Raw genomic sequence first — 25,976 nt, 5'->3', positions numbered from 1 at the left:
GGGGGTTACCCCAAGCATAGTTCTTACTTGATGGTCAGGGCTTCCAGCTTGCCGCTGTTACCAAACACATAAAGCATGTTGCCTACTACCAGCGGACGCGCACGCAGGCCGTCGCTGTCGATACGTTCACGGCCGACAAAGCGACCATCTACCTGGCTCAGCAGGTGCAGGTAACCTTCCAGGTCGCCTACCGCTACATAGCTGGAGAACACTTCCGGAGCCGACAGTTGACGGCGAGCCAGCGAGTCATTGCTCCACAGGGCTGTGGTGGAACGCTCATCGACGCTTTCAACGGTGCCCGATGCCAGGCTCACGTAGACGCTGCCAAAACCTTGGGCGACACCGGCGTAGCTGGAGGCATCACGCTGCCAGAGGACGCGGCCGCTTTGCAGGTCCAGCGCCGCGACACGGCCCTGGTAAGTGGCGACGTACAGGGTTTCACCCGACAGCAGCAAGCCGCCGTCGATGTCCACCACACGGTCCAGCTCGGAACGACCTTGCGGAATGGCGACCCGCGATTCCCAGGCTGGCACGCCGTTCTGGGTATCCAGGGCGACCACTTTACCGGTCGAAAGACCTGCCAGCGCCAGGTTATTGGTCACAACCGGACCACTGGTACCGCGCAACGTCAACACCGCAGGGGTGCTGTCGTACAGCCAGCGCTGCTCGCCGGTGTTGGCGTCAAGACCGATGACACGGTCATCCTGGGTCTGCACCACGACGATATCGCCGTTGGTGGCAGGCGGTGCGAGGACTTCACTGGTCACGCGAGCGCGCCATTTCTCTTCACCGGTGCTCGAATCCAGGGCCACGACTTCGCCTTTCAGCGTGCCGATCATCACCATGCCGTAACCCACGCCGACGGCGCCGGAAACAGGCAACTCGAGGTCTTTCTTCCACTTGACGTCGCCGTTCATGCGATCCATGGAGATCACCACGCCGGTCACGTCAGCGGCCACAATGTTGTCACCGTCGATTGCCGGTACCAACATGTTGTAGGTGTCGCCCTGGCCGTCACCGATAGAGCGGCTCCACTGCTTTTGCAGGACCACTTCTTCCTTGAAGCTGGTCAGCTCGGCCGGAGGCAGTTCTTTTTTGCTGTTGCTGCTGCAACCCGCGGCCAAAACGGCCAGAGCCAGCAATGCTGCATGTTTCCAACGGATCACGTCACGCATCCCCTTTGGCCAAGTCGTCCAGCTTGATTTGTAAGCCACCGACCGCTGCTTCATCAGACAGCGCAGCCTTGGCTTTTTGGTACGCAGCATTGGCTTCGTCGGTACGACCCAATTGGACCAGCAGGTCGCCCTTGAGCTCTTCGCGAGTGGCTACAAATGCCTTGTCAGCATCGCCGTCGAGCAGTTTCAGTGCTTCGTCGGCCTTGTTTTGTGCGGCCAGGACCTGGGCCAGGCGCTGACGTGCGATTTCACCCAGGGTCGGGTTGCTCGGCTTGTCGGCGATGGCTTTGAGCTCGGAGGCTGCATCATCCAGCTTGCCGGTATCGACCGCGACTTTCGCGACGAACAGGCTACCGTATTGGGCGTAGGTGCTACCGCCAAATTCGTTTTTCAGCTTGCCGGCCAGGTCCGCCACTTGGGCAGGATCAGGCTTGCCGGTAGGCGTCAGCGTGGTTTCCAGCAGTTGCTGATAGAGCATCGAGGCGCCTTGCGACTGATTGCCCTGATACTTCTGGAACGCCTGCCAACCGAACACCACCACCAGCGCCAGCAGGCCGCCAGTTACCAGGGGTTTGCCGTTACGCTGCCACCAGTCTTTGAACTCGGCCAGCTGATCATCTTCAGTACTCGACACCCCAATACTCCTTAATCGCTAAATTCGGCTGTTTGACAGCTTCAACCCTGCACGATGCAGGTGGCCAAGTGCGCGGCAAGCGCATCAAAGGCAATGCTTTGTTGTTCGCCCTGGCCACGCAGGGGTTTGACACTTACCACTTGCTGGGCCAGTTCATCGTCGCCCAGGATCAGCGCGTACAACGCGCCGCTCTTGTCGGCTTTCTTGAATTGGCTCTTGAAGCTGCCAGCGCCGGCATTGACCTGCAGGCGCAGGTTCGGCAGTTGGTCGCGCAACTGTTCGCTCAAGGCCAGGCCAGCCAGTTCGGCTGCCTCGCCAAAGGCGCACAGGTACACGTCCACCTGACGGGAAATTTCTTCAGGGATCTGCTCCAGGGTTTCCAGCAGCAGGATCAGCCGCTCGATGCCCATGGCAAAACCCACGCCCGTGGTCGGCTTGCCACCCATCTGCTCGACCAGGCCGTCGTAACGACCACCGGCACACACGGTGCCCTGGGCGCCGAGCTTGTCAGTGACCCACTCAAACACGGTCTTGCTGTAGTAATCGAGGCCGCGCACCAACTTGGGGTTGATCACGTAGGGAATCCCGGCCGCATCCAGGCGTGCCTTGAGGCCCTCGAAGTGCGTGCGGGACTCGTCGTCCAGGTAGTCGGCCATTTTCGGCGCGTCGACCAGCACAGCCTGGGTCTCGGCGTTCTTGGTATCAAGGACGCGCAATGGGTTGGTCTTCAGGCGACGCTGGCTGTCTTCATCGAGCTTGTCCAGGTGAGCGGACAGGTACTCGACCAGGGCTTCACGGTAACGGCCACGGGACTCGCTGGTGCCCAGGCTGTTGAGCTCGAGCTTGACCGCGTCGCGGATGCCCAGTTGGCCCCACAGGCGCCAGGTCAGCACGATCAGCTCGGCGTCGATATCCGGGCCATCAAGGTTGAAGACTTCGCAACCGATCTGGTGAAACTGGCGATAACGGCCTTTTTGTGGGCGCTCGTGGCGGAACATCGGGCCGATGTACCACAGTTTCTGGGTCTGGCCACCACCGGTGATGCCATGCTCGAGCACAGCGCGCACGCACGCGGCGGTACCTTCCGGACGCAAGGTCAGGGAGTCGCCGTTGCGATCTTCGAAGGTGTACATCTCTTTTTCGACGATGTCAGTCACTTCACCGATGGAGCGCTTGAACAGCTCGGTGAACTCGACGATTGGCATGCGGATCTGCTTGTAACCGTAGTTATCCAGCAGGCGCGCGACCGTGCTCTCGAAATAGCGCCACAGGGGCGTCTGTTCGGGCAGGATGTCGTTCATGCCACGAATGGCTTGCAGAGACTTGCTCACATCAGATCCTTAAATTCGTTCGATCAGCCGCGAGCGATCAGCGCTGCGTCAGAGGCGACCTTCTCGGCCGCTTTCTCGCGGATCAGCCGTTCCAACTGATCCACCAGATTATCATTCGTCAATTTCTGCGACGGCTTGCCGTCGATGTAAATCAGGTTCGGGGTACCGCCGGTCAGGCCTACGTGCGCCTCCTTGGCCTCACCCGGCCCGTTGACCACACAGCCGATCACCGCAACATCCAGCGGTACCAGCAGGTCTTCCAGGCGTACTTCCAACTCGTTCATGGTTTTCACCACGTCGAAGTTCTGCCGCGAGCAACTCGGGCAGGCAATAAAATTGATGCCACGGGAGCGTAAATGCAGGGATTTGAGAATGTCGTAGCCGACTTTCACTTCCTCTACCGGGTCCGCCGCCAGGGAGATACGAATGGTATCGCCAATCCCGTCGGCCAGCAGCATACCGAGACCCACCGCAGATTTCACTGTGCCTGAACGCAAACCACCGGCTTCGGTGATGCCCAGGTGCAATGGCTGCACGATTTCCTTGGCCAGCAGGCGGTAGGCTTCTACCGCCATAAACACGTCGGAAGCCTTTACGCTGACCTTGAAATCCTGGAAGTTCAGGCGTTCAAGGTGCTCGACATGGCGCAGTGCCGACTCGACCAGGGCTGCCGGGGTAGGCTCGCCGTATTTCTTCTGCAGGTCTTTTTCCAGGGAGCCAGCGTTGACACCGATGCGGATCGGGATCCCGCGGTCACGGGCTGCGTCGACCACGGCACGCACGCGGTCTTCGCGACCGATGTTGCCCGGGTTGATCCGCAGGCAGTCGACGCCCAGTTCGGCCACGCGCAACGCGATCTTGTAGTCGAAGTGGATATCGGCGACCAATGGTACCTTGACCAATTGCTTGATGCGGCCGAAGGCTTCGGCAGCGTCCATATCCGGCACGGAAACCCGCACGATATCGACGCCAGCGGCTTCCAGGCGGTTGATCTGGGCCACGGTGGCCGCTACGTCATTGGTGTCGCTGTTGGTCATGCTCTGCACGGCGATGGGGGCATCACCACCCACCGGCACGGAGCCGACCCAGATCTTGCGCGATACGCGACGTTTGATTGGAGATTCGCCGTGCATGACTATTGTCCCAACTTCAGGCGAGCGGTCTCGCCACTGGTGAACGGCGCCACGTCTACAGGCTGGCCGTTATAGGCCACTTGCGCGCCACGGGCAAAGCCCAGACGCAGCGTCAAAGGAGGCTTGCCGACCTGCTCAAGCGTATCTCCCTTACGCTTCAAAGCACTGAACAGGACTTTGCCATTGCCATCGGTGACTTGTGTCCAGCAGTCAGCGACGTAGGTAATGTGGAGACGGCCATCCCCCGCCACGCCGGCAGGCGCCTGGTCGGCAGGTGCAGCGACTGTTGGTGCGACTGGCGCGGCCGGAGCCTGGGCCGGGACAACAGGCGTCTGGACCGTGGCGGCCGGGGCCTGGGTCACGGGAGCCGTTGGAGCCGGTGCAACGGCAGCCGGAGCTGGCTCACCGCCGGTTTCGGCAGGCTGCTGGCCCGCTTGCAGCTCAAGATTGGTTTCAGGGGCAGCCTGGCCCTGGACGACAGCCTGGTCTTCCGGCTCGTCCAAGGGGTGAATCTGGGTGGTACCGTCAGCGCTTTCGACTTCGACGTGTTCCAGGGCGTTGCTGATCAGATCCTTGCTGCGCAGCGAGGTCTGGTCCTGCCACCAGATAAAACCACCACCGATCACTGCAATCAGCAATAACAGGCTGACAATTCGCAAAATAGTATGGGAAACCCGCACCGGCTCTTCAATACGACCAAGACCGTGTACGTTACTGCCCTGGGAATCCGTACCGGTGAACTGGTCGAATTGCTGGACCAGGATGGCCTGGTCAGTGCCCAGCAGCTTGGCATAGGCGCGGATGTAACCACGGGCGAAGGTATGCCCTGGCAGTTTGTCGAACGCGCCGTTTTCCAGGTTACCCAGGGAAGTGGTGGTCAAATTGAGCTTGAGGGCCACTTCTTCCAGCGACCAACCATTGCTTTCGCGGGCCTGACGCAAGGTCTCGCCTGGGTTTACGCGATTAGCGGCTACAACTTCCGGGTGCGCGGCTTTCATCATTGCTCCGACAGGTATTGCTGATATTCCGGGGTACCGGGATAGAGTCGTTCTAATTGCTGACCAAAACGTGCGGCCTTGTCGCGTTCTTCATGAACCGTGGCGAGGCGCACACCAAGCAATAGACTACGTGCATTTTGCCCACTGAGCAGGCTAAAACGCTCGTAATAGTCACGTGCCGGCACATAATGCCTGTCTTCAAACGACAACTGGGCCATTTCGAGCAAGGCCCGTGGCTGGCGCTGATTCAGGTGCAGGGCTTTTTCCAGTTGCTGGCGGGCATCTTCACGCTGGCCGAGACGCACGGAGGTCACTCCCAGGTTCTCGAAAACCCGCGAACGTTCAGGATATAGGGTATCAGTGGCTGCTTGCTGGAAATAACCGGACGCTTGCTTATAACGCTCCTGCTGAAACAGGAAGCTGCCGTAGTTGTTGAGCAGGCGTGGATCATGGGGGCGAACAGCCAGGGCCTTGCGGTAATACTGGTCGGCCAGCTCGGGCTCGGCCTGGGCCTGGAACACCAGGGCCAACGCCGCATTCGCGTCGGCATCATGGTTGTCGAGGGCCAGGGCCATTTGCAGCGGCACCTTGGCCTGCTCGCTCAGGCCCTGGCGCAGGTATCCCAGCCCCAACTGCACATAGGCAGCACGCGCTTCGTCACGGCCCTTGCCGGTTTGCAACGGACTATCAGAGCCCGATGAAACACAGCCAACCGACAGGCTGGCAACAAGCAACAGCAGCGCAAGGCGCAAGGGCATAGAGATCCTCTCTCAGGTTCGTGTCGCGGCGTTCTGCGCCAGATCGCTGTCGGCGCTCAATTCGCGCACTGCGATGTAACGCTCGCTACGACGGGTGCGATCCAGCACCTGTCCTACCAATTGGCCACAAGCGGCGTCGATGTCCTCACCACGGGTGGTGCGCACAGTCACATTGAAGCCAGCCTGGTGCAGTTGATCCTGGAAACGACGGATGGCGTTGTTGCTCGGCCGCTCGTAGCCAGAATGGGGAAACGGGTTGAACGGAATCAGGTTGATCTTGCACGGGGTGTTCTTGAGCAACTCGATCATCTCGACCGCGTGTTCAACCTTGTCATTGATATCTTTGAGCAAGGTGTACTCGATGGTCAGGACGCGCTTTTCGCCCAGGGACGACATATAACGCTGGCAAGATTCGAGGAGCATCTTAAGCGGATACTTCTTGTTGATCGGCACCAATTGGTTACGCAATGCGTCATTGGGTGCGTGCAGCGACAACGCCAGGGAGACGTCGATGTGCTTGGACAGCTCATCAATCATCGGCACCACGCCGGAGGTCGACAGGGTCACACGGCGCTTGGAGATGCCGTAGCCCAGGTCGTCCATCATCAGGTGCATGGCCGCAACCACGTTGTCGAAGTTCAGCAGCGGCTCACCCATGCCCATCATCACCACGTTGGTGATGGCACGGTCGACGGTCGCCGGGACGCTGCCAAAGGATTTGTTGGCAATCCACACCTGGCCAATGACTTCGGCGGCGGTGAGGTTGCTATTGAAGCCTTGCTTGCCGGTGGAGCAGAAACTGCAATCCAAGGCACAGCCTGCCTGGGACGAAACGCACAAGGTGCCACGTTTGCCCTGGGGAATGTAGACGGTCTCGACGCAGCTGCCGGACGCCACGCGCACCACCCACTTACGGGTGCCGTCGCTGGAGATGTCCTCGCTGACCACTTCAGGACCACGGACCTCAGCAATCGCCTTGAGCTTGTCGCGCAGGGCCTTGCTGACGTTCGTCATGGCGTCGAAATCGTCGACGCCAAAGTGGTGAATCCACTTCATTACCTGACCGGCACGGAAACGCTTCTCCCCGATTGAGTCGAAGAATTTTTCCATTTCCTGTTGAGTCAGACCCAGCAGGTTGGTTTTTACAGTCGATGTAGTCATGGATTCACCTTCACTCTTAAGCCAATGCTTAGCGAGTGGTTACTTCAGTAGCTGCGAAGAAGTACGAAATTTCGCGAGCAGCAGCGGCTTCGGAGTCCGAACCGTGTACAGCGTTGGCGTCGATGGAATCAGCGAAGTCAGCACGGATAGTGCCGGCAGCTGCTTCTTTAGGGTTGGTAGCGCCCATCAGCTCACGGTTCAGAGCGATAGCGTTTTCGCCTTCCAGAACCTGAACAACAACAGGACCGGAGATCATGAAGGCAACCAGGTCACCGAAGAAACCACGAGCGCTGTGCTCAGCGTAGAAGCCTTCAGCTTCAGCCTTGGACAGTTGCTTGAGTTTCGAAGCTACAACCTTCAGGCCGGCTTTTTCGAAACGAGTGGTGATCTCGCCGATGACGTTTTTTGCAACAGCGTCAGGCTTGATGATGGAGAAAGTACGTTGAACAGCCATGGTGTAACTCCAGAAACGGTAATTTGCGAAAAATTAAACCCGCGAATTATACGCGGGTTCTTGGGTATTGCCTAACTGCGTAAGGGAGGCTTCAGTCCTGTTCTTCTTTCCAGGCAGTCTGGATCGCTTCGAGAACCTTTTCACCACCACGATCCCGCTCGTCTTCGAACCCTGGCAACGCCATGACCATGTCACGCAAAGCTACAAAGTTCACCGAATAGGGATCCGTATCCGGATGGCCGTCGGCCAGCAGAATAGCGATTTCTTGCACATCAACCCATTTAAGACTCATGACACTTCCTTGAATCAGTGCGGCGCTTCGGCGGCATGGTTGAGCGAATACTTTGGAATTTCGACGGTGAGGTCTTCTGTCCCCACCTTGGCCTGACAGCTCAGGCGCGAAGTCGGTTCCAGGCCCCACGCCCTATCAAGATAGTCCTCTTCCAGCTCATCAGCCTCTTCGAGACTGTTGAAACCTTCGCGGATAATGCAGTGACAGGTGGTGCAGGCGTTAACACCACCACACGCACTCTCGATCTCGATATGGTTGTCATGGGCAACTTCGAGAATGGACTTGCCGGTCTCAGCCTCCACGACCATACCGTCCGGGCAATGCTCGGCGTGTGGCAGAAAAATGACCTGTGGCATCAGTTATTCCTCGATTTCATTCAGGTTGCGTCCCGCCAGGGCGGCTTTCACCGTCTGGTTCATACGACGGGCAGCAAAGGCATCGGTTACTTGTGAAAGGCGCTTGGTCTGTTGTTCGATGGCATAGCCATCGGTGCCTTTCATCAATTGGGCCAGTTCCTGCATCTGCAGGTCGATGACCAGACGCTCTTCAGCATCCAGCAGGCGCTCGCCGTCGGCCTCAAGGGCGCCCTGCACCGCTTCAAGCAGGCGCTGGGCATCGACTTGCTGCTCACGCAACACCCGGGCGACCTTGTCATCACCGGCGTACTGGAACGAATCCTTGAGCATCTTGGCGATTTCGCCGTCAGTCAGGCCGTAGGACGGCTTGACCTGGATGCTCGCCTCAACGCCCGAACCCAGCTCGCGTGCTGCCACGCTGAGCAGGCCGTCGGCGTCAACCTGGAACGTCACGCGGATCTTCGCCGCACCCGCGACCATGGCCGGGATACCGCGCAATTCAAAACGCGCCAGGGAGCGGCAGTCGCTGATCAGCTCGCGCTCGCCTTGCAGCACATGAATCATCATGGCCGTCTGGCCATCTTTATAAGTGGTGAAGTCCTGGGCGCGGGCGACGGGAATGGTGGTGTTGCGCGGAATCACCTTCTCCATCAGGCCGCCCATGGTTTCCAGGCCCAGGGACAACGGAATCACATCAAGCAGCAACAACTCGCCGCCATCGCGCTTGTTGCCGGCCAGGGTATCGGCCTGGATCGCGGCACCGATGGCCACCACCTGATCCGGGTCGATTTCGGTCAGCGGCTGGCGACCGAAGGCGTCGGCTACCGCTTCGCGAACCCGTGGCACACGGGTCGAACCGCCAACCATGACCACCGCGCCAACTTCTTCCAGTTCGATGCCGGAATCACGTACGGCGCGACGGCAAGCCTTCAGACTACGGGCGACCATTGGCTCGATCAGCGCATCAAAGGCTTCACGGGTCAGTTGGGCCGACCAGGAGCCGTAGGAAACTTCAACAGATGCGGCGTCAGTCAGCGCTTCCTTGGCGGCGCAGGCGGTTTGCAGCAGGTTACGCTGCTCGCCCGGATCCAGGTCGGCGGACAAACCGGCACTGGTGATCATCCAACCGGCAATGGCGTGGTCGAAGTCATCCCCACCCAGGGCACTGTCGCCACCGGTGGCCAGCACTTCAAACACACCGCCAGTCAGGCGCAGAATCGAAATATCAAAGGTGCCGCCGCCCAGGTCATAGATAGCAACCAGGCCTTCAGCGTGCTGATCCAGGCCATAGGCCACAGCTGCCGCCGTCGGCTCGTTGAGCAGGCGCAGCACGTTCAGACCGGCGAGTTTCGCCGCATCCTTGGTGGCTTGGCGCTGGGCGTCATCAAAATAAGCCGGGACCGTGATGACCGCCCCGACCAATTCGCCACCCAAGGTAGTTTCTGCACGCTGGCGCAGTACCTTGAGGATATCGGCCGACACTTCCACCGGGCTTTTCGGCCCCTGCACGGTGTCGATGAACGGCATATGGGATTCGCCGCCGACAAAGCGGTACGGCAGCTGGTCGCCCAATTGCTTGACGTCGGACAGCCCACGACCCATCAAGCGCTTGACCGACAGTATGGTGTTCAGCGGGTCGGCAGACGCCGCCAGCCGAGCGGACTCGCCCACTTCGATGCGGTCAGCGTGATAGCGCACGGCGGATGGCAGGATGACCTGGCCATCAGCATCGGGCAGCGGCTCGGAGAGACCGCTGCGCAGTGCGGCGACCAGTGAATTGGTAGTACCCAAGTCGATGCCAACCGCCAGGCGACGCTGGTGCGGTTGAGGACTTTGGCCGGGTTCGGCGATCTGCAGTAGAGCCATGGTAATCAGGTCTTATCTGTCTATCAGGCGTGCAATCTGTGCAGCACTGGGTTAATCGTCGAGGCGCTCTTCTAGCTGGCGCACTTCGTAAGTGAGCTTGTCGAGGAACTGCATGCGCCGCATCAGGCGTTCGGCCTGTTCACGTTGCGCTGCATCGTCCCAACAGGCTGCGAAGCTTTCGTTGAGTTCATCCTGGGCCACTTTCAGACGCCGCTTGAAGACCGCGACGCCAGCCAGATCGGCCTCGTCCTGCAAGTCTTCAAGCTCTTCACGCCACTGCATCTGCTGCATCAGGAAATCGGGGTCATGGACCGTGACTTCCAGCGGCATTTCGCCACCACCCATGGCGAGCAGGTAACGCGCGCGTTTGGGAGGGCTTTTGAGCGTCTGATAGGCTTCGTTGAGGCTGGCTGACTGCTCCAGCGCCAGGCGCTGCTCACGCTCGGAAGCGTCGGCAAAGCGATCCGGATGCACCCCACGCGCCAATTCACGGTAGCGCGTGGCAAGCTGCTCGAGGTCCAGCCGAAAGCTCGGCTGCAGCTCGAATAAAGCGAAATGACAAGGAGTACCCACAAATAGCCTCAGATGTTGAAGCTTTCGCCGCAGCCACACTCACCGCGTACGTTGGGGTTGTTGAACTTGAAGCCTTCGTTCAACCCTTCCTTGACGAAATCGAGTTCGGTGCCGTCCAGGTAGGTCAGGCTTTTCGGGTCGATGATCACTTTCTCGCCGTGACTTTCGAACACCTGATCTTCCGCAACCACCTCGTCGACGAACTCCAGCACGTAGGCAAGGCCGGAACAGCCTGTGGTGCGCACACCCAGACGAATCCCCTCACCTTTACCGCGCCCATCCAGGGAGCGTCGCACGTGCCGCGCAGCCGCTTCTGTCATGCTGATAGCCATCGTTGACTCCTTACTCGTCGCCAAATGCTTAGATCAAGCCTTTCTTCTGCTTGTAATCGCGAACGGCCGCCTTGATGGCGTCCTCTGCAAGTACCGAGCAGTGAATTTTCACGGGCGGCAGGGCCAGTTCTTCGGCCAACTGGGTGTTGCTGATAGTGACAGCTTCATCCAGGGTCTTGCCTTTCATCCATTCGGTCGCCAGGGAACTGGAGGCGATGGCTGAACCGCAGCCGTAGGTCTTGAACTTGGCGTCTTCGATAACGCCAGCGTCGTTGACCTTGATCTGCAGGCGCATAACGTCGCCGCACGCCGGAGCGCCGACCATGCCGGTGCCCACATCAGGATCTTCCGCGTCCATCTTGCCGACGTTGCGCGGGTTTTCGTAGTGGTCGATGACCTTTTCGCTGTAAGCCATGGTACTGAATCCTCACTCATCAGGGCCGCTCTGGAACCCTGTAGAAACGCCTGCGTTTTCCGCCACGTTCCTACAGAGCTTGGGTGGCGGCTTCTATATTTAGTGTGCCGCCCACTCGATCTTGGAAATATCGACACCGTCTTTGTACATGTCCCACAGCGGCGACAGAGTGCGCAGCTTGGTGACCGCTTCGCAGACTTTCTGCGCTGCGTAGTCGACTTCTTCTTCGGTGGTGAAACGGCCGAACGTAAAGCGGATCGAGCTGTGCGCCAACTCGTCGTTGCGGCCCAGGGCGCGCAGGACGTAGGACGGCTCAAGGGAAGCCGAGGTGCAGGCCGAACCGGACGAAACCGCCAGATCCTTGAGCGCCATGATCAGCGACTCGCCCTCGACGTAGTTGAAGCTCAAATTCAGGTTGTGCGGTACACGGGCGGTCATGCTGCCGTTGATGTACAGCTCTTCAAGGTTCTCGACCTGCTTGTAGAAGCGATCGCTGAGAGCCTTGATGCGCACATTTTCGGCAGCCATGTCTTCTTTGGCTACACGGAAGGCTTCGCCCATGCCGACGATCTGGTGGGTCGCCAGGGTGCCCGAGCGCATGCCGCGCTCGTGACCGCCGCCGTGCATGGTGGCTTCGATACGGACGCGAGGCTTGCGGCTCACGTACAGCGCGCCAATGCCTTTAGGGCCGTAGGTCTTGTGGGCCGAGAACGACATCAGGTCGACTTTCAGCTTGGACAGGTCGATATCGACCTTGCCGGTGGACTGGGCAGCATCGACATGCAGCAACACGCCTTTGGAGCGGGTCAGCTCGCCGATGGCGGCGATGTCGTTGATGGTGCCGATTTCGTTGTTCACGTGGATCACGGAAACCAGGATGGTGTCTTCACGCATCGCGGCTTCGATCATTGCCGGGGTGACGATACCGTCGGTGGTGGGCTCGAGGTAAGTAACCTCGAAACCTTCACGCTCCAGTTGGCGCATGGTGTCGAGGACAGCCTTGTGCTCAATCTTGGTGGTGATCAGGTGCTTGCCCTTGGTCGCGTAGAAATGCGCGGCGCCCTTGATTGCCAGGTTGTCGGACTCGGTGGCACCGGAGGTCCAGACGATTTCACGCGGGTCGGCATTGACCAGGTCGGCGACCTGGCGACGAGCGTTTTCCACCGCTTCCTCGGCCTTCCAGCCGAAAACGTGGGAACGGGAGGCCGGGTTGCCGAAGTTTCCGTCAACCAGCAGGCATTCGCTCATCTTTTGCGCGACACGCGGATCAACCGGGGTGGTCGCTGAGTAATCAAGGTAAATCGGCAATTTCATGGACTTTCTCCTAAATCAGGCTGGCTGGCGTGCCGTTAGCTCTTCGGCTGTCACTCGACGGCGGACGCTTCAATCTTGTCCAGACGCGGCACCTTGGTGTTGCATCGGCGCTGGTCCTGACGCTGGGCTACTTCCTGCACCTCACGGCGAGTCACAAGATCAGCCAAGCTGATACCACTCAAAAACTCATGGATCTGCAGGCTCAGGTCACACCACAAGTGGTGTGTCAGGCAGGTGTCGCCGGCATGGCAATCACCCAGACCCTGGCACTTGGTAGCATCGACGGACTCATTGACCGCGTCGATCACCTGGGCCACCTGGATGCCCTGCATATCGCGGGACAACTGATAACCGCCACCCGGGCCACGCACACTAGAAACCAAGTTGCTGCGGCGCAGCTTGGCGAACAGCTGCTCAAGGTAAGACAGGGAAATGCCTTGGCGCTCGGAGATATCGGCCAGGGACACCGGCCCGTTTTGCGCGTGCAGGGCCAGATCGAGCATGGCGGTCACCGCATATCGGCCTTTTGTAGTCAGTCTCATGGACAAGTACCAAGGTGTTTCAGAATGGGAGCAAGTATGCGATTCCCGAGTATTTAAGTCAACTATAAGACCTAGTACTTTAGTCAGGAATACCCGTAAAAAGGGCGCGCGAATCATAGCAGGATGGGGTGGGATCGAACAGCAGGAACAGGGCCAGGGCTCAATCTCAAGACCAATGGAGATCAAATGGGGGAGCTGGCTTGCCTGCGATAGGGGTGGATCAGCAGCCCAAGGGGTGACTGGCAGACTGCTATCGCAGGCACGCCAGCTCCCACAGGGCATTTTATCGGACTTAAAACCTAACCAGCCTTGGTGGCACCGGCCTCATCCTTGATCTCAGCGAAGTCCTCTTCGCGCAACTCAGGGAGATCTTTCGCACAGTAAGGACTACCCAGATCCTTCAGCGCGCCGCACATGCCGTCCAGCTTGCCATCCACCGCCTGCAGGTGGTCGAGCAACTGGCCGATGGCGCGAGCCACCGGGTCCGGCATGTCTTCGCTGACGCCATAGGCGTCGAAGCCGATCTTCTCGGCCATGGCCTTGCGCTTGGCCTCCTGCTCATCGCCGACTTCCGGCTTGACGATGATCCGCCCAGGAATGCCCACCACGGTTGCGCCCGGTGGCACCGCCTTGGTCACCACCGCATTGGAACCAACCTTGGCACCGGCACCCACGGTAAACGGCCCCAACACCTTGGCGCCCGCCCCTACCACTACACCGTTTTCCAGGGTTGGGTGACGTTTACCCTTGTTCCAGGTGGTACCGCCCAGCGTCACGCCTTGATACAAGGTCACGTCATCACCAATTTCGGCGGTCTCACCAATAACGATGCCCATGCCGTGATCGATGAAGAAGCGACGACCGACCTTGGCCCCCGGATGAATCTCGATCCCGGTCAGCCAGCGACCAAAGTTCGACACCAGCCGCGCCAGCCACTTCCAGCCCATGCCCCACAAGGCACCGGACAAGCGGTGAATCCAGATCGCGTGCATGCCCGGGTAGCAGGTCAGCACTTCAAAGGCGTTGCGCGCCGCCGGGTCACGATGGAAAACACTCTGGATATCTTCTCGCAAACGCTCGAACATTTTTAATCCTTCCGCTTAAGAAGCTCGCCACGGGCCGCTTTCTGGGTTTCCGTGAGGATGCCACGCAATATATTCATCTCTGCCCGGCTGACCGAGCTGCGCCCATACAGCCGGCGCAGGCGCGCCATCAAGTGCCGTGGTTTTTCCGGATCAAGGAATTCAATGGCCACCAGGGTCTGCTCCAGGTGTTCATAGAACCGTTCCAGTTCATCCATGGTGGCCAATTCACCACTTTTGGTGGATGCGACCTCGTCCTTCTCCATCTTGCTCGGCTGGCCTTGTGCTGCCAGCCAGGCCATGCGCACTTCATAACTCAACACCTGCACGGCTGCCCCGAGGTTCAGCGAGCTGAATTCAGGGTCTGATGGAATGTGCACGTGATAATGACATCGCTGCAGCTCGTCATTGGTCAGGCCGGAGTCTTCACGGCCAAATACCAGAGCGATTTCAGCACCGCCAGCAGCCTCTTCGACCACTTTGGCCCCGCACTCGCGGGGATCGAGCAGCGGCCAGGGGATGCGCCGGTCACGAGCACTGGTGCCGAGCACCAGGTTGCAACCGACCAGGGCGTCTTCCAGGGTGGCGACAACCTGGGCTTTTTCCAGGATGTCATTGGCGCCTGAGGCACGAGCGTCAGCTTCGTGGTGCGGGAACACCCGTGGCTCCACCAGCACCAGGCGCGTCAGCCCCATGTTTTTCATGGCCCGCGCCACCCCGCCGATATTGCCGGGGTGACTGGTATTGACGAGGACGACACGAATGTTTTGCAGCAAGGGAGGCGCTCTCGGACATGGGAAAGGGGGGCAAATATTACAGAACAGCCTAAGGTTATGCCATGAAAGCGAACGTCGTCCTTCACCTGAAGAAAGTTTCTGCTAGAATGCCCGGCTTTCTTTAACAACCTTAGGTGACACATCCATGCAGCCCATGCTGAATATCGCGCTGCGCGCCGCCCGCAGCGCCAGTGAATTGATCTTCCGCTCCATCGAGCGCCTGGATACCATCAAGGTCGACGAAAAAGACGCCAAGGATTATGTATCCGAGGTGGATCGCGCCGCCGAACAGAAAATCATCGACGCCCTGCGCAAGGCCTACCCTACCCACGGCATCCTCGGTGAAGAAACCGGCCTGCACAAAGGTAGCGGCGAAGGCGAAGACTACCTGTGGATCATCGACCCACTGGATGGCACCACCAACTTCCTGCGCGGCATCCCACACTTTGCCGTGAGCATTGCCTGCAAATACCGTGGCCGCCTGGAACACGCCGTCGTGCTGGACCCGGTTCGCCAGGAAGAATTCACCGCCAGCCGTGGCCGTGGCGCCCAGTTGAACGGTCGTCGCCTGCGTGTCAGCGGTCGCACCAGCCTGGACGGCGCCCTGCTGGGCACCGGCTTTCCGTTCCGTGACGACCAGATGGACAACCTGGAAAACTACCTGGGCATGTTCCGCGCCCTGGTTGGCCAGACCGCCGGCATCCGCCGCGCCGGCGCCGCCAGCCTGGACCTGGCATACGTTGCCGCCGGTCGTTTTGATGCGTTCTGGGAGTCGGGCCTGTCCGAGTGGGACATGGCCGCAGGCGCCCTGCTGATTCAAGAAGCCGGCGGCCTGGTGAGCGACTTCACCGGCGGTCACGACTTCCTGGAGAAGGGTCACGTGGTAGCAGGCAACACCAAATGCTTCAAGGCAGTCCTGACGGCGATCCAGCCGCACCTGCCGGCTTCGCTGAAGCGTTAAGCGAGCGAGCACAAAAAAGCACCCCTCGGGGTGCTTTTTTTATGCCTGGGATTTGGCCATGCCTCGCTTTCAGCGACAACACAAATCAAATATGGGAGCGGGCTTGCCCGCGATAGCGGAGTGCCTGGTTAGACACATTTGACTGATTCACCGCCATCGCGGGCAAGCCCGCTCCCACATTTTGAGCTGCGCCAGGCTTGGGATTACTGTTGATTTTGGCCCAAGATCAAACGCCCTTCTTTATCCACTGGGATCTGGCTACCCGGATCACGCTCCATGCGCACCGATCCTTCCTTGCCATCCAGGTTGTAACGCACGTCATACCCGACAACCTTGTCGCTGATGTCGTTGACGGTATTACAGCGCGTCTGGGTGGTGGTGTAGGTATCACGGTTCTGCATGCCTTCCTGAACCTTGTTACCGGCATAACCACCACCGACTGCGCCAGCTACGGTGGCAATCTTCTTGCCTGTACCGCCACCGATCTGGTTACCCAGCAGACCACCTGCCAGGGCGCCGACCACGGTACCAGCGATTTGATGCTGATCCTGCACCGGACGCTGCCGGGTTACGGTGACGTCCTTGCAGACCTCACGCGGGGTTTTGATCTGGGTCTTGACCGGCTGCACTGCCAGCACTTGCGCATACTCAGGGCCGCTTTTTACCAGGCTGTAGGTGGCGACAGCACCCCCGGCAGTCACACCGACAGCACCCAATACCGCACCAACCAGTAACGACTTGTTCACGTGAACCTCCTGACCATCACAAGCGGACTGAAACGTCCGCGCTATACCCAGCCTTGGAGCAAAAAAAAAGGCGCGAGTTCAATACTCGCGCCTTCTTTGTAACAGCCGATCAACAAAAACCCATCAAGGGCGCTCGTCGACCTCCTTGTCTGTCGCAACAGGAGGAATCAGGTCTTCGCTGTTGAGGTTCAGCCAGATCAGCACCACGTTGGCGATGTAGATCGACGAGTAGGTACCTGCCAGGACGCCGATGAACAGCGCCAGGGAGAAGCCCCACAGGTTGTCGCCACCGAAGATCATCAGCGCGCCAATCGCCAGCAAGGTGGAGATCGACGTCGCCATGGTACGCAGCAGGGTCTGGGTGGTGGAGATGTTGATGTTCTCGATCAACGTCGCCTTGCGCAGCACCCGGAAGTTCTCGCGAACCCGGTCGAATACCACGATGGTGTCGTTCAAAGAGTAACCAATGATCGCCAGCACCGCCGCCAATACCGTCAGGTCGAAGGTGATCTGGAAGTACGCCAGGATCCCCACGGTCACGATCACGTCGTGGATCAGCGAGACAATGGCACCGACGCCAAACTTCCACTGAAAGCGGAACGCCAGGTAGACCATGATGCCGGCCAGCGCCATCAGCATGCCGAGGCCGCCCTGGTCGCGCAGCTCTTCACCCACCTGCGGGCCGACGAACTCGACGCGCTTGACCGAAGCCGGGTTGTCGCCACCGACCTTGAGCAAGGCCTCGGCCACCTGGTGACCCAGTTGCGGGTCTTCACCGGGCATCCGCACCAGCAGGTCGGTGGTCGCACCAAAGCTCTGCACGATCGCCTCGTTATACCCGGCCTCGTTCAGCTGGGCACGCACCTTGGTGACGTCGGCCGGTTTCTCGTAGGTCAGCTCGATGAGCGTACCGCCGGTGAAGTCCAGGCCGTAGTTCAACCCCTTATGGAACCAGCTGAACAGCGCCAGGACGGTAAGGAGCACAGTGACGCCGAACGCAACGTTGCGAACGCCCATGAAGTTGATTGTACGTAACATGGCAGCCCCTTAAATCCACAACTTCTTGAAGTCACGCCCGCCAAAGGTCAGGTTGACCATTGCGCGGGTCACCAAAATGGCCGTGAACATCGAGGTAAAGATACCGAGGGACATGGTCACCGCAAAACCCTTGACCGGGCCGGTGCCCATGGCAAAGAGAATCCCGCCGACCAGCAATGTGGTCAGGTTGGAGTCGAGAATCGCGGTAAATGCCCGGCCGAAGCCTTCGTTGATTGCCCGCTGCACGCTCATGCCCGCTGCAATCTCTTCACGAATCCGCGAGAAGATCAGCACGTTGGCGTCTACCGCCATACCCATGGTCAGCACGATACCGGCGATACCCGGCAGGGTCAGTGTAGCCCCCAGCAGCGACATCAGGGCCAGCAGCATCACCATGTTGCCCGCCAGGGCTACGGTGGCGATGACGCCGAAGAAGCGGTAGATGGCAATGATGAACAGCGAAACGAACAGCATGCCCCACAGCGCCGCATCGACACCCTTGGTGATGTTGTCAGCACCCAGGCTTGGACCAATGGTGCGCTCCTCGGCGAAGTACATCGGTGCCGCCAGGCCACCGGCACGCAACAGCAGCGCCAGCTCGGAAGACTCACCCTGGCCGTTCAGGCCGGTGATGCGGAATTGAGCACCCAGAGGCGACTGGATGGTCGCCAGGCTGATGATCTTCTTCTCTTCCTTGAAGGTCTGTACCGCCACGTCTTTCTCGACGCCATTGACCATTTGCTTGGTGTAGGTGGTCACCGGGCGTTGCTCGATGAAGATCACCGCCATGCTGCGACCGACGTTGCTGCGCGTGGCGCGGTTCATCAGTTCGCCACCATGACCATCCAGACGGATGTTCACTTCAGGCGTGCCGTGCTCGCCGAAACCAGCCTTGGCATCCGTCACCTGGTCACCGGTGATGATCAGGCTACGCTCGATCTGCGCGGCTGGGCGGTTGCCCTCGCGGAACTCGAAGGTTTCGGAAGTGGCCCTGGAAGCACCCGGCTCGGCCGCCAGGCGGAACTCCAGGTTGGCAGTCTTGCCGAGGATGCGCTTGGCTTCAGCAGTATCCTGCACGCCCGGCAGCTCAACCACGATGCGATTGGCACCCTGGCGCTGAACCAGAGGCTCGGCCACACCCAGCTCGTTGACGCGGTTACGTACCGTGGTCAAGTTCTGCTTGATGGAGTATTCACGGATTTCCGCCAGCTTAGCCGGGGTCATCGCCAGACGCAGTACCGCCTGACCATTGAGGTCGGCCGGAACAATGTCGAAATCGTTGAAGTTTTTGCGGATCAGTGCACGGGCCTGTTCGCGGCTTGCTTCGTCAGCAAAACCCAGCTGGATGGCACCATTGAGCTGCGGCAGGCTGCGATAACGCAGGCGCTCTTTACGCAACAGGCTCTTCACATCGCCTTCGTAGACTTTCATGCGTGCGTCGAGGGCTTTGTCCATGTCCACTTCCAACAGGAAGTGCACACCACCGGACAAGTCCAGACCCAGCTTCATGGGATGCGCGCCAATGCTGCTCAGCCATTTTGGCGTGGTCTGAGCCAGGTTCAGTGCAACGACGTAGTCATCACCCATGACCTTGCGTACAACATCCTTGGCCGGCAATTGGTCTTCTTGCTTGGTCAGGCGCAGCAAACCGCCCTTCGCATCAGCTGCCAATGTTGCCGCTTTAACCTGGATACCCGCGTCGATGAGCGCCTTGCTCGCACGGTCCAGGTCAGCCTGATTGACCTGCAGCGAAGTGCTGGCACCGGTGATCTGGATCGCCGGGTCATCAGGATAGAGATTGGGAGCGGAATAAATAAAGCCGATCGCCAGCACCGCCAGGATCAGTACGTATTTCCACAGAGGGTATTTGTTCAGCATCACGCCGCCCGCTTATGACGCGGGGCGCCTTGCGCGCCCCGTCGATTGGTAAAAGTTGTTACTCAGATCGCTTTGAGCGTGCCTTTTGGCAGCGTGGCGGCAATGGCGCCTTTCTGGAACTTCATTTCAACGGTGTCGGAGACTTCCAGTACCACGAAAGCATCGGAAACCTTGGTGATCTTGCCAGCGATACCGCCGGTGGTGACCACTTCGTCGCCTTTTTGCAGGCTACCCAGCAGGTTTTTCTGCTCTTTGGCGCGCTTGGCCTGTGGGCGCCAGATCATCAGGTAGAAGATGACCAGGAAGCCGACCAGGAAAATCCACTCGAAACCACCGCCCATAGGACCGGCAGCGGCCGGTGCAGCGGCGTCAGCCATAGCGTTAGAGATAAAAAAGCTCATTTAGCACTCCAGTTGCAAATAGTGAATCTTAGGGTCGGGAAACTCAGTCCAAGGGCGGCACGGGCAGCCCGCGCTTGGCATAGAAGGCATCGACAAAGGCGGCCAATGTACCCTGTTGAATAGCCTCGCGCAAACCAGCCATCAGGACTTGGTAGTGACGCAAATTGTGGATGGTATTCAACATGCTACCCAGCATTTCCCCGCATTTGTCCAGATGGTGCAGATAAGCACGGGAGAAGTTCTGGCAGGTGTAGCAATCACAGGTGGGATCCAGCGGCGAATCATCATGGCGATGGAACGCGTTACGGATCTTCAGCACGCCTGTATCAATGAACAGATGCCCATTGCGGGCATTACGGGTTGGCATCACGCAATCGAACATGTCCACACCGCGGCGCACACCCTCTACGAGATCTTCTGGTTTGCCAACGCCCATAAGGTAACGAGGTTTGTCAGAAGGCATCAGGCCTGGCAGGTAGTCCAGCACCTTGATCATTTCATGCTTGGGCTCGCCCACCGACAGACCGCCAATGGCCAGGCCATCAAAGCCGATCTTGTCCAGGCCTTCCAGCGAGCGCTTGCGCAGGCTTTCGTGCATACCGCCCTGAACGATACCAAACAACGCCGCCGTGTTTTCGCCGTGGGCATTCTTCGAGCGCTGGGCCCAGCGCAACGACAGCTCCATGGAGATCCGCGCCACGTCTTCATCGGCCGGGTACGGCGTGCACTCGTCAAAAATCATCACAATGTCGGAGCCCAGGTCGCGCTGGACCTGCATCGACTCTTCCGGGCCCATGAACACCTTGGAACCGTCCACCGGCGAGGCGAAGGTCACGCCCTCCTCCTTGATCTTGCGCATGGCGCCCAGGCTGAACACCTGAAAACCACCGGAGTCAGTCAGGATCGGGCCTTGCCACTTCATGAAGTCATGCAGGTCGCCGTGCTTCTTGATCACTTCCGTGCCCGGGCGCAGCCACAGGTGGAAGGTGTTGCCAAGGATGATCTCGGCGCCGGTGGCGACGATGTCACGCGGCAGCATGCCTTTGACCGTGCCGTAGGTGCCGACCGGCATGAACGCCGGGGTCTCCACGGTACCGCGAGGGAAGGTCAGGCGGCCGCGACGGGCCTTGCCGTCGGTGGCCAATAATTCAAACGACATACGACTCATAGTTGTTCCTCTGGGCCGCGCGGCGCCGGATTACGGGTGATAAACATCGCATCACCGTAGCTGAAAAAGCGGTATCCATTGTCAATGGCTGCGTTATACGCGGCCATTGTTTCGGGATAACCCGCGAAGGCCGACACCAGCATCAACAGCGTGGATTCCGGCAAATGGAAGTTGGTGACCAGGCAGTCGACCACATGAAACGGCCGGCCTGGGTAGATAAAGATGTCGGTGTCGCCACTGAACGGCTTGAGCACGCCATCGCGCGCCGCGCTCTCCAGGGAGCGCACGCTGGTGGTGCCCACTGCGACCACCCGCCCACCGCGCGCCTTGCAGGCGTTGACCGCGTCCACCACGGCCTGGCTGACTTCCAGCCATTCGCTGTGCATATGGTGATCTTCGATGTTCTCCACACGCACCGGCTGAAACGTCCCGGCCCCCACGTGCAGGGTCACATAGGCAGTCTCGACACCCTTGGCGGCAATCGCATCCAGCAGCGGCTGGTCAAAATGCAACCCGGCCGTCGGCGCGGCGACGGCGCCGAGGCGTTCGGAGTAAACCGTCTGATAGCGCTCGCGGTCCGAGTCTTCATCGGGACGGTCTATATAAGGAGGCAACGGCATATGGCCGACACGCTCCAGCAGCGGCAACACTTCCTCGGCAAACTTGAGCTCGAACAGCGCGTCATGGCGCGCGACCATCTCGGCCTCGCCACCGCCATCAATCAGAATGCTCGACCCCGGTTTCGGCGACTTGCTGGAGCGCACATGGGCCAGCACACGATGGCTGTCCAGCACCCGCTCGACGAGAATTTCCAGCTTGCCGCCGGAAGCTTTCTGGCCAAACAGCCGCGCCGGAATCACCCGGGTATTGTTGAAGACCATCAAATCGCCTGGGCGCAAATGCTCAAGCAAATCAGTGAATTGACGGTGTGCAAGGGCACCGCTGACCCCGTCCAGGGTCAACAGTCGGCTGGCGCGACGCTCGGCCAAAGGGTGGCGGGCGATCAGCGAATCCGGGAGTTCAAAAGTAAAGTCAGCAACGCGCATGATGGGGTTCGTCTAGCAGGGCCGGGAAGTCTAGCGGAAATAGTGAAAATAGACCATGAAACGTGATTGACCAACGGTAATCACCTCTCTATACTTCGCCGCCATTGAGCCCTGATGGCGGAATTGGTAGACGCGGCGGATTCAAAATCCGTTTTCGAAAGGAGTGGGAGTTCGAGTCTCCCTCGGGGCACCATATAGCAGTATCTGAAAGTCTCTACCAGACTCTCAGCACCAGAGAAACCGGCCATTTGAGCCGGTTTTTTTGTGTCTGGCTATCTACCTCTGTATCCCCTTATCCGTTGTATCCCTGTATCCCTGCTTGTATCCTGAGAAAAATACCGAACTTTGGGATACAAGGATGAAGCGCGCAGATATCAAGCGCCGCCCTCTCGCAGACACAACGCTTGCAGGGCTGGAGCCGGAGTCAAAGGAATACCGGGAGCTAGACGGAAACGGCCTCTACTTCAGGGTCAAACCAGATGGTGGTAAATCCTGGCAGCTACGCTACAAACGTCCGGCGGGCAATTGGGCTTGGATGGGGCTCGGGGGTTACCCAGAGGTCAGTGGTGCGCTGGCAAGAGACAAAGCTGCCGATCTACGCAAAGTAGTGAGTAGCGGCGCCGATCCCCTTGAGCAGAAACGATCCGCTAAAGCTGCAATCGATGCGGCCAAAGCTCGAACCTTTCGAGCCGCTGCTGAAGCCTGGCTCAAGGCCAAAGAAGAAAAGGGCTTGGCCCCCTCCACCATCAACAAAATCCGCACCTACCTCGACAAGGACATACTCCCGGCATTGGGAGATAAGCCCCTCGACGAAATCACCCGGACCGACTGCGCAGATCTCCAGGCATCCTTGGAAGCTAGAGACGCTCACAATGTGGCGGAAAAGTGCCGTACCTGGATAAACCAAATCTTCGGCCGAGCCATTGGTTTAGGACTCACCGAAAACGATCCAGGTAGCCGACTTCGCGATATTGCCGCCCAGGCACCTAAGACTCAGCAGCATCCACACTTGCTGGAGCCTGAACTGGCTGAGTTCCTTCAAGCACTCAAAAACACTCCGAGCAGACTTACGGCACGCACCGCCGCATGGCTTTGTATCTGGACGGCATCCCGCCCAGGCATGGTCCGCTTGGCTGAATGGAAAGAGTTTGACCTTGAGAAGGCGGTTTGGACGACGCCTGCTGCCAAGATGAAGATGCGCCGGGATTTTGTATGCCCCCTTCCCCATCAAGCAGTTACAGCTTTGAGGGATCTGCACAACTTAACGGGGCGGAGTCGTTGGCTTTTCCCCGGTGTAGGAGCGAAGAACCCAACCATCAGCGAAAACACGATCAACAAAGTCTTCGCAACCATCGGCTACAAAGGTCGTCTCGTAGGCCACGGCACTCGACACACCGCGAGCACGTTACTTAGAGAGCATGGCTGGCCGAAGGAACATGTTGAAGCGCAGTTGGCTCACAAAGAGGAAGGCATCTCGGGGGTATACAACAAGGCACAATACTTTGAGCAACGTGTAAACATGATGCAATGGTACGCCGATCATCTTGATTCCCTAGTGGCCGGAAATGTAGTGCAAGGTCAATTTGGGAAGGCCGTGTGAAGCCGTTAACCCTATACCCCTTCAAAAATGGTGTTACGGGTGTTACGCGCGTTACACATCTCGATAACCTTATGTTTTTATTGAATATATTAGGCGTTACACGCACTGAAAAACTTCTGAGCAGCACGTGTTACATGGAGGGGTCGTGTTACAGAACGACCACACCCGTGACCCTGCTGGCATCGGCGTTTTTATCCGCAAATCGCTGCGTTAGCCCACTGGTCTCGGGGCGTCGGGGAGACCTAAATGGACATTGAGCGAGGCATCGATGCAGAGGAACTCGAAATTGCAGGAGTCGACGTAACGTGCCTGGTGTGGGATCAGGACGACGTCGAGATTGCCGTTCGCAATCTTATGCTGTTTCCGCAGTTCAACGAACATTTCAAAGATGCCTTCGATCTGATCAGCACCGCTACATCGTTCTGGCTTGAGGACGGCTCCTACGCTCCGTGCGCAGAGTCTGTAACAAGAACTCTTTATCGACTTCGCGATGCCATTAGCGAACATGCCAGTTATGCAGAAGCAGGCTCATTGCCCAGTGTCATTCGACGGCTTCTTGGAGTCAGTAATTCCGCAGCAGACTCACAGCTTGTAGCCACCTTTGCCTTGGTACTGGGAACTCAGGCCGTGGAGAAGCTTGCAAATTGGCTATTCGACCTTGAGCTTGCGACCTACGACATTGATGCGGATCTCATAGAACAGCTGAAACATGACTCACCACGCCAGTACCTTGCCCTGATTGAAAAAGAGCGGGACCGCAGTAGCGGAAACGAAATCCGAGCACGAGAAGACTTCGCTACTTTGCTAGGAGAGGCGAACCAGGCGTTGTTGATGGCGAGTCTTTATCGCCAAGTGGAGCAGATGGATGTGTTTAAAAAAGGCTTCAACACATCAAGCCTGATGCATCGAATTCTCGACGACGCTTTTTCGACAAAGGCGACGAGAAGGGGCCAGGAAGCAGGTAATGGGAACCGCAATCCCAACTCAGCGATACAGACCTCCGCTACGGATAGGCAGGCAAAAATTAAGGCAGCCGCAGAGCAAATCATTAACGGCCGGAAAAGTGAAAAACGAAGTCTGTCCGATGCTGAACTGACCAATCTACTTTTCGACCAAGCCGGCAACGGCACGAAAAAAACCATTCGAGAGCACTTAGTCGCTCTGGGCCTTAGACCTCTGAAATAAAAAAGGGAGCGGACACAGTCCACTCCCCCTCCCCTGCGTAGCGTATGACCCGTTGTCTCAATTAACAAAGGGTTAGCTCGCTATGACTACCGTATTAAAAGCAATTCCCTCGCATGATCCCTCCATGACCCTCATCCGCATGCCTGAGGTCATTTCAATCGTAGGGCTCGCACGCCCGACTATCTACAAGCTGATGCGTCAACCTGAAAGCGGATTCCCGTTGCCGGTAAAGCTGAGTAACAGCAATGCACGAAGTGCTCCGGTTGCGTGGGTATTGGGGGAAGTTCAGGCATGGACACGGGCACGCATCGCTGCCCGCGATCAGGCGGCAGCATGAAAAGTCGTGTCGCTAACAACGCCATTTTGCAGCCTTTTTCTGTACTCAGAACAGTCGGATTCTCATCACGCGGTATGCAGCGTTTTGAACGTTACCGCACAGAGCAAAAACGCCTGAACCGGGACGTGATGGTGATGCGATGGGCAGACGGCATCTGGTGCGCATTATCCGTTCCTTGCCAAGCCCCGCAAGCAATCATCGTCGACGAAGGCCAACAAGTCGACGCCTACGAAGATGCACGATCTTGCCTCGAAGCCAACTTCCTGCCCCTCCTGTCCTTGCGTTGGGAAGCCCATGCCTGAAATGAAAACGCCCCCGGGGGGCAACCGGAGGCGTTGAGGTAAATCTGTATGCCTAAGCAATTTATGTTGCATCGAAAAAATCCGCAAGCATTCAGCACAGTTGCACTTTCAAAAAACGGACG

General features: G+C 58.6%; 29 protein-coding genes and 1 tRNA gene. 6 read left to right on the top strand and 24 right to left on the bottom strand.

Annotation, left to right across the window (positions count from 1 at the left end):
- Nucleotides 1-23 precede the first annotated feature (23 nt).
- The 18 genes from bamB to trmJ all read right to left on the bottom strand — a co-directional run bounded on the left by bamB (nucleotide 24) and on the right by trmJ (nucleotide 15,192).
- Nucleotides 24-1,175 (bottom strand): outer membrane protein assembly factor BamB, encoded by a 1,152-nt coding sequence (gene bamB / locus K1X80_RS06250; protein WP_057437953.1) that lies wholly within the window; start codon nucleotides 1,173-1,175, stop codon nucleotides 24-26.
- Nucleotides 1,168-1,809: a tetratricopeptide repeat protein gene (locus K1X80_RS06245; RefSeq protein WP_057437951.1), complete on the bottom strand. Its 642-nt coding sequence runs from the start codon at nucleotides 1,807-1,809 to the stop codon at nucleotides 1,168-1,170. Before K1X80_RS06245 ends, bamB begins: the two co-directional genes overlap by 8 nt.
- Nucleotides 1,810-1,850: 41 nt before the next feature.
- Complete coding sequence (gene hisS / locus K1X80_RS06240; protein WP_057437949.1) at nucleotides 1,851-3,140, bottom strand: histidine--tRNA ligase; 1,290 nt, start codon at nucleotides 3,138-3,140, stop codon at nucleotides 1,851-1,853.
- 23 nt (nucleotides 3,141-3,163) lie between these two features.
- Nucleotides 3,164-4,273, bottom strand: a complete 1,110-nt coding sequence (gene ispG, locus K1X80_RS06235) for a flavodoxin-dependent (E)-4-hydroxy-3-methylbut-2-enyl-diphosphate synthase (RefSeq protein WP_057437947.1) — start codon at nucleotides 4,271-4,273, stop codon at nucleotides 3,164-3,166.
- A 2-nt stretch (nucleotides 4,274-4,275) separates the two neighbouring features.
- Nucleotides 4,276-5,271: a RodZ family helix-turn-helix domain-containing protein gene (locus K1X80_RS06230; protein WP_220172733.1), complete on the bottom strand. Its 996-nt coding sequence runs from the start codon at nucleotides 5,269-5,271 to the stop codon at nucleotides 4,276-4,278.
- On the bottom strand, nucleotides 5,271-6,029 hold the full coding sequence (gene pilW / locus K1X80_RS06225) for a type IV pilus biogenesis/stability protein PilW (protein WP_057437943.1): 759 nt from the start codon (nucleotides 6,027-6,029) through the stop codon (nucleotides 5,271-5,273). The genes K1X80_RS06230 and pilW overlap by 1 nt, the downstream gene beginning before the upstream one ends.
- Before the next feature lie 12 nt (nucleotides 6,030-6,041).
- Entirely contained in the window at nucleotides 6,042-7,190 is a 1,149-nt protein-coding gene (gene rlmN / locus K1X80_RS06220) for a 23S rRNA (adenine(2503)-C(2))-methyltransferase RlmN (RefSeq protein WP_057437941.1), read from the bottom strand.
- 28 nt (nucleotides 7,191-7,218) lie between these two features.
- A complete protein-coding gene (gene ndk, locus K1X80_RS06215; protein ID WP_017846179.1) occupies nucleotides 7,219-7,644 on the bottom strand; it encodes a nucleoside-diphosphate kinase in 426 nt (141 codons plus the stop codon).
- A 91-nt stretch (nucleotides 7,645-7,735) separates the two neighbouring features.
- On the bottom strand, nucleotides 7,736-7,936 hold the full coding sequence (gene iscX, locus K1X80_RS06210) for a Fe-S cluster assembly protein IscX (protein ID WP_057437937.1): 201 nt from the start codon (nucleotides 7,934-7,936) through the stop codon (nucleotides 7,736-7,738).
- Between the two features lie 14 nt (nucleotides 7,937-7,950).
- The gene (fdx, locus tag K1X80_RS06205) at nucleotides 7,951-8,292 is read right to left on the bottom strand and encodes an ISC system 2Fe-2S type ferredoxin (RefSeq protein ID WP_016977666.1); all 342 of its coding nucleotides are present in this window, start codon (nucleotides 8,290-8,292) and stop codon (nucleotides 7,951-7,953) included.
- Nucleotides 8,293-8,295: 3 nt separating this feature from the next.
- Nucleotides 8,296-10,158, bottom strand: a complete 1,863-nt coding sequence (gene hscA, locus K1X80_RS06200; RefSeq protein WP_057960568.1) for a Fe-S protein assembly chaperone HscA — start codon at nucleotides 10,156-10,158, stop codon at nucleotides 8,296-8,298.
- Between the two features lie 51 nt (nucleotides 10,159-10,209).
- A complete protein-coding gene (gene hscB / locus K1X80_RS06195) occupies nucleotides 10,210-10,731 on the bottom strand; it encodes a co-chaperone HscB (RefSeq protein ID WP_057437935.1) in 522 nt (173 codons plus the stop codon).
- A gap of 8 nt (nucleotides 10,732-10,739) precedes the next feature.
- On the bottom strand, nucleotides 10,740-11,063 hold the full coding sequence (gene iscA / locus K1X80_RS06190; protein WP_010565230.1) for an iron-sulfur cluster assembly protein IscA: 324 nt from the start codon (nucleotides 11,061-11,063) through the stop codon (nucleotides 10,740-10,742).
- A gap of 28 nt (nucleotides 11,064-11,091) precedes the next feature.
- A complete protein-coding gene (gene iscU / locus K1X80_RS06185; RefSeq protein ID WP_028617851.1) occupies nucleotides 11,092-11,478 on the bottom strand; it encodes a Fe-S cluster assembly scaffold IscU in 387 nt (128 codons plus the stop codon).
- A gap of 99 nt (nucleotides 11,479-11,577) precedes the next feature.
- Nucleotides 11,578-12,792 (bottom strand): IscS subfamily cysteine desulfurase, encoded by a 1,215-nt coding sequence (locus K1X80_RS06180; protein ID WP_057437931.1) that lies wholly within the window; start codon nucleotides 12,790-12,792, stop codon nucleotides 11,578-11,580.
- Between the two features lie 50 nt (nucleotides 12,793-12,842).
- The gene (iscR, locus tag K1X80_RS06175; RefSeq protein WP_038446306.1) at nucleotides 12,843-13,334 is read right to left on the bottom strand and encodes a Fe-S cluster assembly transcriptional regulator IscR; all 492 of its coding nucleotides are present in this window, start codon (nucleotides 13,332-13,334) and stop codon (nucleotides 12,843-12,845) included.
- Nucleotides 13,335-13,633: 299 nt separating this feature from the next.
- Complete coding sequence (gene cysE, locus K1X80_RS06170) at nucleotides 13,634-14,419, bottom strand: serine O-acetyltransferase (RefSeq protein WP_057960569.1); 786 nt, start codon at nucleotides 14,417-14,419, stop codon at nucleotides 13,634-13,636.
- A gap of 2 nt (nucleotides 14,420-14,421) precedes the next feature.
- A complete protein-coding gene (gene trmJ / locus K1X80_RS06165; protein WP_057960570.1) occupies nucleotides 14,422-15,192 on the bottom strand; it encodes a tRNA (cytosine(32)/uridine(32)-2'-O)-methyltransferase TrmJ in 771 nt (256 codons plus the stop codon).
- A gap of 145 nt (nucleotides 15,193-15,337) precedes the next feature.
- Between trmJ and suhB the strand changes: the two genes are divergently transcribed.
- Nucleotides 15,338-16,153 (top strand): inositol-phosphate phosphatase, encoded by an 816-nt coding sequence (gene suhB / locus K1X80_RS06160; protein ID WP_003175971.1) that lies wholly within the window; start codon nucleotides 15,338-15,340, stop codon nucleotides 16,151-16,153.
- Nucleotides 16,154-16,356: 203 nt separating this feature from the next.
- Here suhB and K1X80_RS06155 read toward each other — a convergent pair whose 3' ends face one another.
- From K1X80_RS06155 to queA, 6 genes are all read right to left on the bottom strand, one after another.
- The gene (locus K1X80_RS06155; protein ID WP_029298576.1) at nucleotides 16,357-16,899 is read right to left on the bottom strand and encodes a glycine zipper 2TM domain-containing protein; all 543 of its coding nucleotides are present in this window, start codon (nucleotides 16,897-16,899) and stop codon (nucleotides 16,357-16,359) included.
- 123 nt (nucleotides 16,900-17,022) lie between these two features.
- Nucleotides 17,023-17,937: a protein translocase subunit SecF gene (gene secF, locus K1X80_RS06150; protein ID WP_220172732.1), complete on the bottom strand. Its 915-nt coding sequence runs from the start codon at nucleotides 17,935-17,937 to the stop codon at nucleotides 17,023-17,025.
- A 9-nt stretch (nucleotides 17,938-17,946) separates the two neighbouring features.
- Complete coding sequence (secD, locus tag K1X80_RS06145; RefSeq protein WP_057960572.1) at nucleotides 17,947-19,815, bottom strand: protein translocase subunit SecD; 1,869 nt, start codon at nucleotides 19,813-19,815, stop codon at nucleotides 17,947-17,949.
- 62 nt (nucleotides 19,816-19,877) lie between these two features.
- A complete protein-coding gene (gene yajC, locus K1X80_RS06140) occupies nucleotides 19,878-20,216 on the bottom strand; it encodes a preprotein translocase subunit YajC (protein WP_003175975.1) in 339 nt (112 codons plus the stop codon).
- Nucleotides 20,217-20,259: 43 nt separating this feature from the next.
- Entirely contained in the window at nucleotides 20,260-21,375 is a 1,116-nt protein-coding gene (tgt, locus tag K1X80_RS06135) for a tRNA guanosine(34) transglycosylase Tgt (protein WP_162947783.1), read from the bottom strand.
- 5 nt (nucleotides 21,376-21,380) lie between these two features.
- Nucleotides 21,381-22,430, bottom strand: coding sequence for a tRNA preQ1(34) S-adenosylmethionine ribosyltransferase-isomerase QueA (gene queA / locus K1X80_RS06130; RefSeq protein WP_057437921.1), 1,050 nt, complete (start codon nucleotides 22,428-22,430; stop codon nucleotides 21,381-21,383).
- Between the two features lie 108 nt (nucleotides 22,431-22,538).
- Here queA and K1X80_RS06125 point away from each other — a divergent pair.
- The 5 genes from K1X80_RS06125 to K1X80_RS06105 all read left to right on the top strand — a co-directional run bounded on the left by K1X80_RS06125 (nucleotide 22,539) and on the right by K1X80_RS06105 (nucleotide 25,854).
- Nucleotides 22,539-22,623: transfer RNA gene (locus K1X80_RS06125), tRNA-Leu, on the top strand.
- 165 nt (nucleotides 22,624-22,788) lie between these two features.
- Nucleotides 22,789-24,030, top strand: a complete 1,242-nt coding sequence (locus K1X80_RS06120; RefSeq protein WP_220172731.1) for a tyrosine-type recombinase/integrase — start codon at nucleotides 22,789-22,791, stop codon at nucleotides 24,028-24,030.
- Nucleotides 24,031-24,276: 246 nt separating this feature from the next.
- Nucleotides 24,277-25,215, top strand: a complete 939-nt coding sequence (locus K1X80_RS06115) for a hypothetical protein (RefSeq protein ID WP_220172730.1) — start codon at nucleotides 24,277-24,279, stop codon at nucleotides 25,213-25,215.
- An 82-nt stretch (nucleotides 25,216-25,297) separates the two neighbouring features.
- Nucleotides 25,298-25,552 carry an AlpA family transcriptional regulator gene (locus K1X80_RS06110; protein ID WP_220172729.1) on the top strand — a complete coding sequence of 85 codons (255 nt, stop codon included), beginning with the start codon at nucleotides 25,298-25,300 and terminating at the stop codon, nucleotides 25,550-25,552.
- The gene (locus K1X80_RS06105; RefSeq protein WP_220172728.1) at nucleotides 25,549-25,854 is read left to right on the top strand and encodes a hypothetical protein; all 306 of its coding nucleotides are present in this window, start codon (nucleotides 25,549-25,551) and stop codon (nucleotides 25,852-25,854) included. Before K1X80_RS06110 ends, K1X80_RS06105 begins: the two co-directional genes overlap by 4 nt.
- The last annotated feature ends 122 nt before the right edge of the window (nucleotides 25,855-25,976 follow it).

Origin of the sequence: Pseudomonas sp. So3.2b (genome assembly GCF_019464415.1) — a bacterium.
Lineage (GTDB): Bacteria > Pseudomonadota > Gammaproteobacteria > Pseudomonadales > Pseudomonadaceae > Aquipseudomonas > Aquipseudomonas shahriarae.
This window is presented reverse-complemented; position numbering and strand designations above follow the sequence as displayed.

Bases quoted from the DNA above. Each gene is read 5' to 3' on its own strand.
- K1X80_RS06105 (WP_220172728.1), top strand. From the start codon at position 25,549: ATGAAAAGTCGTGTCGCTAACAACGCCATTTTGCAGCCTTTTTCTGTA.
- yajC (WP_003175975.1), bottom strand. From the start codon at position 20,216: ATGAGCTTTTTTATCTCTAACGCTATGGCTGACGCCGCTGCACCGGCC.
- fdx (WP_016977666.1), bottom strand. From the start codon at position 8,292: ATGCCACAGGTCATTTTTCTGCCACACGCCGAGCATTGCCCGGACGGT.
- hscA (WP_057960568.1), bottom strand. From the start codon at position 10,158: ATGGCTCTACTGCAGATCGCCGAACCCGGCCAAAGTCCTCAACCGCAC.
- bamB (WP_057437953.1), bottom strand. From the start codon at position 1,175: ATGCGTGACGTGATCCGTTGGAAACATGCAGCATTGCTGGCTCTGGCC.
- cysE (WP_057960569.1), bottom strand. From the start codon at position 14,419: ATGTTCGAGCGTTTGCGAGAAGATATCCAGAGTGTTTTCCATCGTGAC.
- K1X80_RS06180 (WP_057437931.1), bottom strand. From the start codon at position 12,792: ATGAAATTGCCGATTTACCTTGATTACTCAGCGACCACCCCGGTTGAT.
- iscA (WP_010565230.1), bottom strand. From the start codon at position 11,063: ATGGCTATCAGCATGACAGAAGCGGCTGCGCGGCACGTGCGACGCTCC.
- K1X80_RS06110 (WP_220172729.1), top strand. From the start codon at position 25,298: ATGACTACCGTATTAAAAGCAATTCCCTCGCATGATCCCTCCATGACC.
- iscX (WP_057437937.1), bottom strand. From the start codon at position 7,936: ATGAGTCTTAAATGGGTTGATGTGCAAGAAATCGCTATTCTGCTGGCC.
- iscU (WP_028617851.1), bottom strand. From the start codon at position 11,478: ATGGCTTACAGCGAAAAGGTCATCGACCACTACGAAAACCCGCGCAAC.
- K1X80_RS06230 (WP_220172733.1), bottom strand. From the start codon at position 5,271: ATGAAAGCCGCGCACCCGGAAGTTGTAGCCGCTAATCGCGTAAACCCA.
- secF (WP_220172732.1), bottom strand. From the start codon at position 17,937: ATGTTACGTACAATCAACTTCATGGGCGTTCGCAACGTTGCGTTCGGC.
- tgt (WP_162947783.1), bottom strand. From the start codon at position 21,375: ATGTCGTTTGAATTATTGGCCACCGACGGCAAGGCCCGTCGCGGCCGC.
- ispG (WP_057437947.1), bottom strand. From the start codon at position 4,273: ATGCACGGCGAATCTCCAATCAAACGTCGCGTATCGCGCAAGATCTGG.
- rlmN (WP_057437941.1), bottom strand. From the start codon at position 7,190: ATGACTACATCGACTGTAAAAACCAACCTGCTGGGTCTGACTCAACAG.
- ndk (WP_017846179.1), bottom strand. From the start codon at position 7,644: ATGGCTGTTCAACGTACTTTCTCCATCATCAAGCCTGACGCTGTTGCA.
- suhB (WP_003175971.1), top strand. From the start codon at position 15,338: ATGCAGCCCATGCTGAATATCGCGCTGCGCGCCGCCCGCAGCGCCAGT.
- pilW (WP_057437943.1), bottom strand. From the start codon at position 6,029: ATGCCCTTGCGCCTTGCGCTGCTGTTGCTTGTTGCCAGCCTGTCGGTT.
- secD (WP_057960572.1), bottom strand. From the start codon at position 19,815: ATGCTGAACAAATACCCTCTGTGGAAATACGTACTGATCCTGGCGGTG.
- queA (WP_057437921.1), bottom strand. From the start codon at position 22,430: ATGCGCGTTGCTGACTTTACTTTTGAACTCCCGGATTCGCTGATCGCC.
- iscR (WP_038446306.1), bottom strand. From the start codon at position 13,334: ATGAGACTGACTACAAAAGGCCGATATGCGGTGACCGCCATGCTCGAT.
- K1X80_RS06115 (WP_220172730.1), top strand. From the start codon at position 24,277: ATGGACATTGAGCGAGGCATCGATGCAGAGGAACTCGAAATTGCAGGA.
- K1X80_RS06120 (WP_220172731.1), top strand. From the start codon at position 22,789: ATGAAGCGCGCAGATATCAAGCGCCGCCCTCTCGCAGACACAACGCTT.